This window comes from Comamonas aquatilis, from assembly GCF_965139575.1.
Lineage (GTDB): Bacteria > Pseudomonadota > Gammaproteobacteria > Burkholderiales > Burkholderiaceae_C > Comamonas > Comamonas aquatilis.
Genome location: NZ_CBCSIW010000039.1, coordinates 1 through 5434, shown reverse-complemented (window position 1 = coordinate 5434; position 5434 = coordinate 1). Strand labels below are relative to the sequence as shown.

2 tRNA genes and 3 rRNA genes are annotated in these 5434 nt (G+C 50.5%); all 5 read right to left on the bottom strand.

Annotated features, from left to right (window positions below):
- Positions 1-13: 13 nt before the first annotated feature.
- A 5S ribosomal RNA gene (gene rrf / locus ACNAZA_RS22210) occupies positions 14-126 on the bottom strand.
- Between the two features lie 168 nt (positions 127-294).
- Positions 295-3174, bottom strand: a 23S ribosomal RNA gene (locus tag ACNAZA_RS22205).
- Between the two features lie 366 nt (positions 3175-3540).
- Positions 3541-3616 (bottom strand) — tRNA-Ala (locus ACNAZA_RS22200).
- Positions 3617-3645: 29 nt separating this feature from the next.
- Positions 3646-3722, bottom strand: a tRNA-Ile gene (locus tag ACNAZA_RS22195).
- 103 nt (positions 3723-3825) lie between these two features.
- Positions 3826-5358, bottom strand: a 16S ribosomal RNA gene (locus ACNAZA_RS22190).
- Together the 16S, 23S and 5S rRNA genes with 2 tRNA genes alongside form the textbook arrangement of a ribosomal RNA operon.
- Between the last annotated feature and the right edge of the window lie 76 nt (positions 5359-5434).

Genomic DNA, 5434 nt, shown 5'->3' with positions numbered 1-5434 from the left:
TTTCACTGTAAGAGCCTGACGATGACCTACTTTCACACGGGAACCCGCACTATCATCGGCGCAAATTCGTTTCACTGTCCTGTTCGGGATGGGAAGGAGTGGTACCAAATCGCTATGGTCATCAGGCATAAACTTTTTGTCAGATCCAAGGCGCTCGATTAACTTCTTAATCAAACCACCTTCAATCCAACGAATTCATAGAGTCTTTATCAGCTTTTTATCTTTTGATTGCGCCTGGCATAACTTGAACGCTTTCACGTTCAGTCTTCACCTTGATTTCTCAATCAAAGTTATAGGGTCAAGCCTCACGAGCAATTAGTATCAGTTAGCTTAACGCATTACTGCGCTTCCACACCTGACCTATCAACGTCCTGGTCTCGAACGACTCTTTAGGGGGCTCAAGGCCCCGGCAGATCTCATCTTGAAACGAGTTTCCCGCTTAGATGCTTTCAGCGGTTATCTCTTCCACACTTAGCTACTCGGCAATGCCACTGGCGTGACAACCGATACACCAGAGGTGTGTCCACTCCGGTCCTCTCGTACTAGGAGCAGGCTTCCTCAAATCTGCAGCGCCCACGGAAGATAGGGACCAAACTGTCTCACGACGTTTTAAACCCAGCTCACGTACCTCTTTAAATGGCGAACAGCCATACCCTTGGGACCGACTACAGCCCCAGGATGAGATGAGCCGACATCGAGGTGCCAAACACCGCCGTCGATATGAACTCTTGGGCGGTATCAGCCTGTTATCCCCAGAGTACCTTTTATCCGTTGAGCGATGGCCCTTCCATACAGAACCACCGGATCACTATGTCCTGCTTTCGCATCTGCTCGACTTGTCAGTCTCGCAGTTAAGCACGCTTATGCCATTGCACTATCGTCACGATGTCCGACCGTAACTAGCGTACCTTCGAACTCCTCCGTTACGCTTTGGGAGGAGACCGCCCCAGTCAAACTGCCTACCATGCACTGTCCCCGATCCAGATAATGGACCAAGGTTAGAACCTCAAACACACCAGGGTGGTATTTCAACGTTGGCTCCATGTGATCTAGCGACCACACTTCAAAGCCTCCCACCTATCCTACACAGATCTGTTCAAAGTCCAATACAAAGCTACAGTAAAGGTTCATGGGGTCTTTCCGTCTTTCCGCGGGGAGATTGCATCATCACAAACATTTCAACTTCGCTGAGTCTCAGGAGGAGACAGTGTGGCCATCGTTACGCCATTCGTGCAGGTCGGAACTTACCCGACAAGGAATTTCGCTACCTTAGGACCGTTATAGTTACGGCCGCCGTTTACTGGGACTTCAATCAAGAGCTTGCACCCCATCATTTAATCTTCCAGCACCGGGCAGGCGTCACACCCTATACGTCCACTTTCGTGTTTGCAGAGTGCTGTGTTTTTATTAAACAGTCGCAGCCACCTATTCTTTGCAACCCCGTTTAGCTCCATTTGTACAACTTCACTTACTAGGGGTACACCTTCTCCCGAAGTTACGGTGTTAATTTGCCGAGTTCCTTCTCCTGAGTTCTCTCAAGCGCCTTAGAATACTCATCTCGCGCACCAGTGTCGGTTTGCGGTACGGTCGTATGTAGCTGAAGCTTAGTGGCTTTTCCTGGAAGCAGGGTATCACTCACTTCGTCTGCAAGCAGACTCGTTATCACCCCTCATCTTAGCCCGGCGGATTTGCCTACCAGGCATGACTACAGGCTTGAACCAACATTTCCAACAGTTGGCTGAGCTAACCTTCTCCGTCCCCACATCGCACTACATATCGGTACAGGAATATTGACCTGTTTCCCATCAGTTACGCATCTCTGCCTCACCTTAGGGGCCGACTTACCCTACGCCGATGAACGTTGCGTAGGAAACCTTGCGCTTACGGCGAGGGGGCTTTTCACCCCCTTTAACGCTACTCATGTCAGCATTCGCACTTCTGATACCTCCAGCATCCGTTACCAGACACCTTCACAGGCTTACAGAACGCTCTCCTACCACTTGCAATAAATTGCAAATCCGCAGCTTCGGTAACTGGCTTAGCCCCGTTACATCTTCCGCGCAGGACGACTCGATCAGTGAGCTATTACGCTTTCTTTAAATGATGGCTGCTTCTAAGCCAACATCCTGACTGTTTTAGCCTTCCCACTTCGTTTCCCACTTAGCCAATTTTAGGGACCTTAGCTGGCGGTCTGGGTTGTTTCCCTCTTGAGTCCGGACGTTAGCACCCGGTGCTCTGTCTCCCAAGCTGTACTCGTCGGTATTCGGAGTTTGCATAGGTTTGGTAAGTCGCCATGACCCCCTAGCCTAAACAGTGCTCTACCCCCGACGGTAATACTTGAGGCACTACCTAAATAGTTTTCGGAGAGAACCAGCTATTTCCAAGTTTGTTTAGCCTTTCACCCCTATCCACAGCTCATCCCCTAGTTTTGCAACACTAGTGGGTTCGGACCTCCAGTACCTGTTACGGCACCTTCATCCTGGCCATGGATAGATCACTTGGTTTCGGGTCTACACCCAGCGACTAGACGCCCTATTCGGACTCGATTTCTCTTCGCCTCCCCTATTCGGTTAAGCTTGCCACTGAATGTAAGTCGCTGACCCATTATACAAAAGGTACGCCGTCACCCCTTACGAGGCTCCGACTTTTTGTAAGCATACGGTTTCAGGATCTATTTCACTCCCCTCCCGGGGTTCTTTTCGCCTTTCCCTCACGGTACTGGTTCACTATCGGTCGATTACGAGTATTTAGCCTTGGAGGATGGTCCCCCCATATTCAGACAGGGTTTCTCGTGCCCCGCCCTACTTGTCTCTAGCCTAGTACCACCAAACTGCTTTCACATACGGGGCTATCACCCACTATGGCCGGACTTTCCATTCCGTTTTGTTAGCAATCTGACTATCACTAGAAGGCTGTTCCGAATTCGCTCGCCACTACTATCGGAATCTCGGTTGATGTCTTTTCCTCTGGGTACTTAGATGTTTCAGTTCTCCAGGTTCGCCTCGCAACCCTATGTATTCAGGTTGCGATACCTATTGCTAGGTGGGTTTCCCCATTCAGAAATCTCCGGATCAAAGCTTATTTGCCAGCTCCCCGAAGCTTATCGCAGGCTATCACGTCTTTCGTCGCCTGTAATCGCCAAGGCATCCACCATATGCTCTTAGTCACTTGACCCTATAACTTTGATGTCTCTTGCGAAACAACAAAATCAAAATCAAAGACTGGTGAGGTCTCACACCTCACGCGTTATGCCGTAATGTGAATAATTCCTCGATATTGCTATCTTGGAGATATTCGTCATTACTAAATATCTTTGCTTTCGCAAAATATTTGTTTTGACGCAATCAAAATTGTTGCTGGTGGCACGGTCTGCACTAAACCTTTACGAATGTGCAGTTTCCACCAGCAACGCTGATTTCGACTCTATGAATTTTTAAAGAACAGCCTATTGATCAGATTGATCAATACAAAAGCAGTCTGAAGCCAGACTGCTTTTGTATTGAAGAGCCTTCGATTATAGCACCCTCAGGCGCTAAGTTTTGGTGGAGGATGACGGGATCGAACCGACGACCCCCTGCTTGCAAAGCAGGTGCTCTCCCAGCTGAGCTAATCCCCCGGGATCCTCTAACCTGGCGTTGGAATCTATGGTGGGTCTAGTTGGGCTCGAACCAACGACCCCTGCGTTATCAACACAGTGCTCTAACCAGCTGAGCTACAGACCCATTCCTCAACCCGGCAAGCAAGAATCTCTTCTCGTCTACCAAGCCTTGGCTTGTTCCAACAACCGATAAGTGTGGGCGTTCAATTGAAGCAGCGGTTTTCCAGAAAGGAGGTGATCCAGCCGCACCTTCCGATACGGCTACCTTGTTACGACTTCACCCCAGTCACGAACCCCGCCGTGGTAAGCGCCCTCCTTGCGGTTAGGCTACCTACTTCTGGCGAGACCCGCTCCCATGGTGTGACGGGCGGTGTGTACAAGACCCGGGAACGTATTCACCGTGACATTCTGATCCACGATTACTAGCGATTCCGACTTCACGCAGTCGAGTTGCAGACTGCGATCCGGACTACGACTGGCTTTATGGGATTAGCTCCCCCTCGCGGGTTGGCAACCCTTTGTACCAGCCATTGTATGACGTGTGTAGCCCCACCTATAAGGGCCATGAGGACTTGACGTCATCCCCACCTTCCTCCGGTTTGTCACCGGCAGTCCCATTAGAGTGCTCAACTAAATGTAGCAACTAATGGCAAGGGTTGCGCTCGTTGCGGGACTTAACCCAACATCTCACGACACGAGCTGACGACAGCCATGCAGCACCTGTGTTACGGCTCTCTTTCGAGCACTCCTCTATCTCTAAAGGATTCCGTACATGTCAAAGGTGGGTAAGGTTTTTCGCGTTGCATCGAATTAAACCACATCATCCACCGCTTGTGCGGGTCCCCGTCAATTCCTTTGAGTTTCAACCTTGCGGCCGTACTCCCCAGGCGGTCAACTTCACGCGTTAGCTTCGTTACTGAGTCAGTTAAGACCCAACAACCAGTTGACATCGTTTAGGGCGTGGACTACCAGGGTATCTAATCCTGTTTGCTCCCCACGCTTTCGTGCATGAGCGTCAGTACAGGTCCAGGGGATTGCCTTCGCCATCGGTGTTCCTCCGCATATCTACGCATTTCACTGCTACACGCGGAATTCCATCCCCCTCTACCGTACTCTAGCTATGCAGTCACAAAGGCCGTTCCCAGGTTGAGCCCGGGGATTTCACCTCTGTCTTACATAACCGCCTGCGCACGCTTTACGCCCAGTAATTCCGATTAACGCTTGCACCCTACGTATTACCGCGGCTGCTGGCACGTAGTTAGCCGGTGCTTATTCTTACAGTACCGTCATGGTCCCAGGGTATTAACCCAAGACTTTTCGTTCTGTACAAAAGCAGTTTACAACCCGAAGGCCTTCATCCTGCACGCGGCATTGCTGGATCAGGCTTGCGCCCATTGTCCAAAATTCCCCACTGCTGCCTCCCGTAGGAGTCTGGACCGTGTCTCAGTTCCAGTGTGGCTGGTCGTCCTCTCAGACCAGCTACAGATCGTTGGCTTGGTGAGCCTTTACCCCACCAACTACCTAATCTGCCATCAGCCGCTCTAGTAGCACAAGGCCCGAAGGTCCCCTGCTTTCATCCGTAGATCTCATGCGGTATTAGCTACTCTTTCGAGTAGTTATCCCCCACTACTAGGCACGTTCCGATGTATTACTCACCCGTTCGCCACTCGTCAGCCACCGAAGTGCTGTTACCGTTCGACTTGCATGTGTAAAGCATGCCGCCAGCGTTCAATCTGAGCCAGGATCAAACTCTATAGTTCGATCTTGAATTTAAAGTCTTGCGACTCACTCATAAAAACGGAATTGAAGTGAACTTCACTTCTATTTCCATGAGCG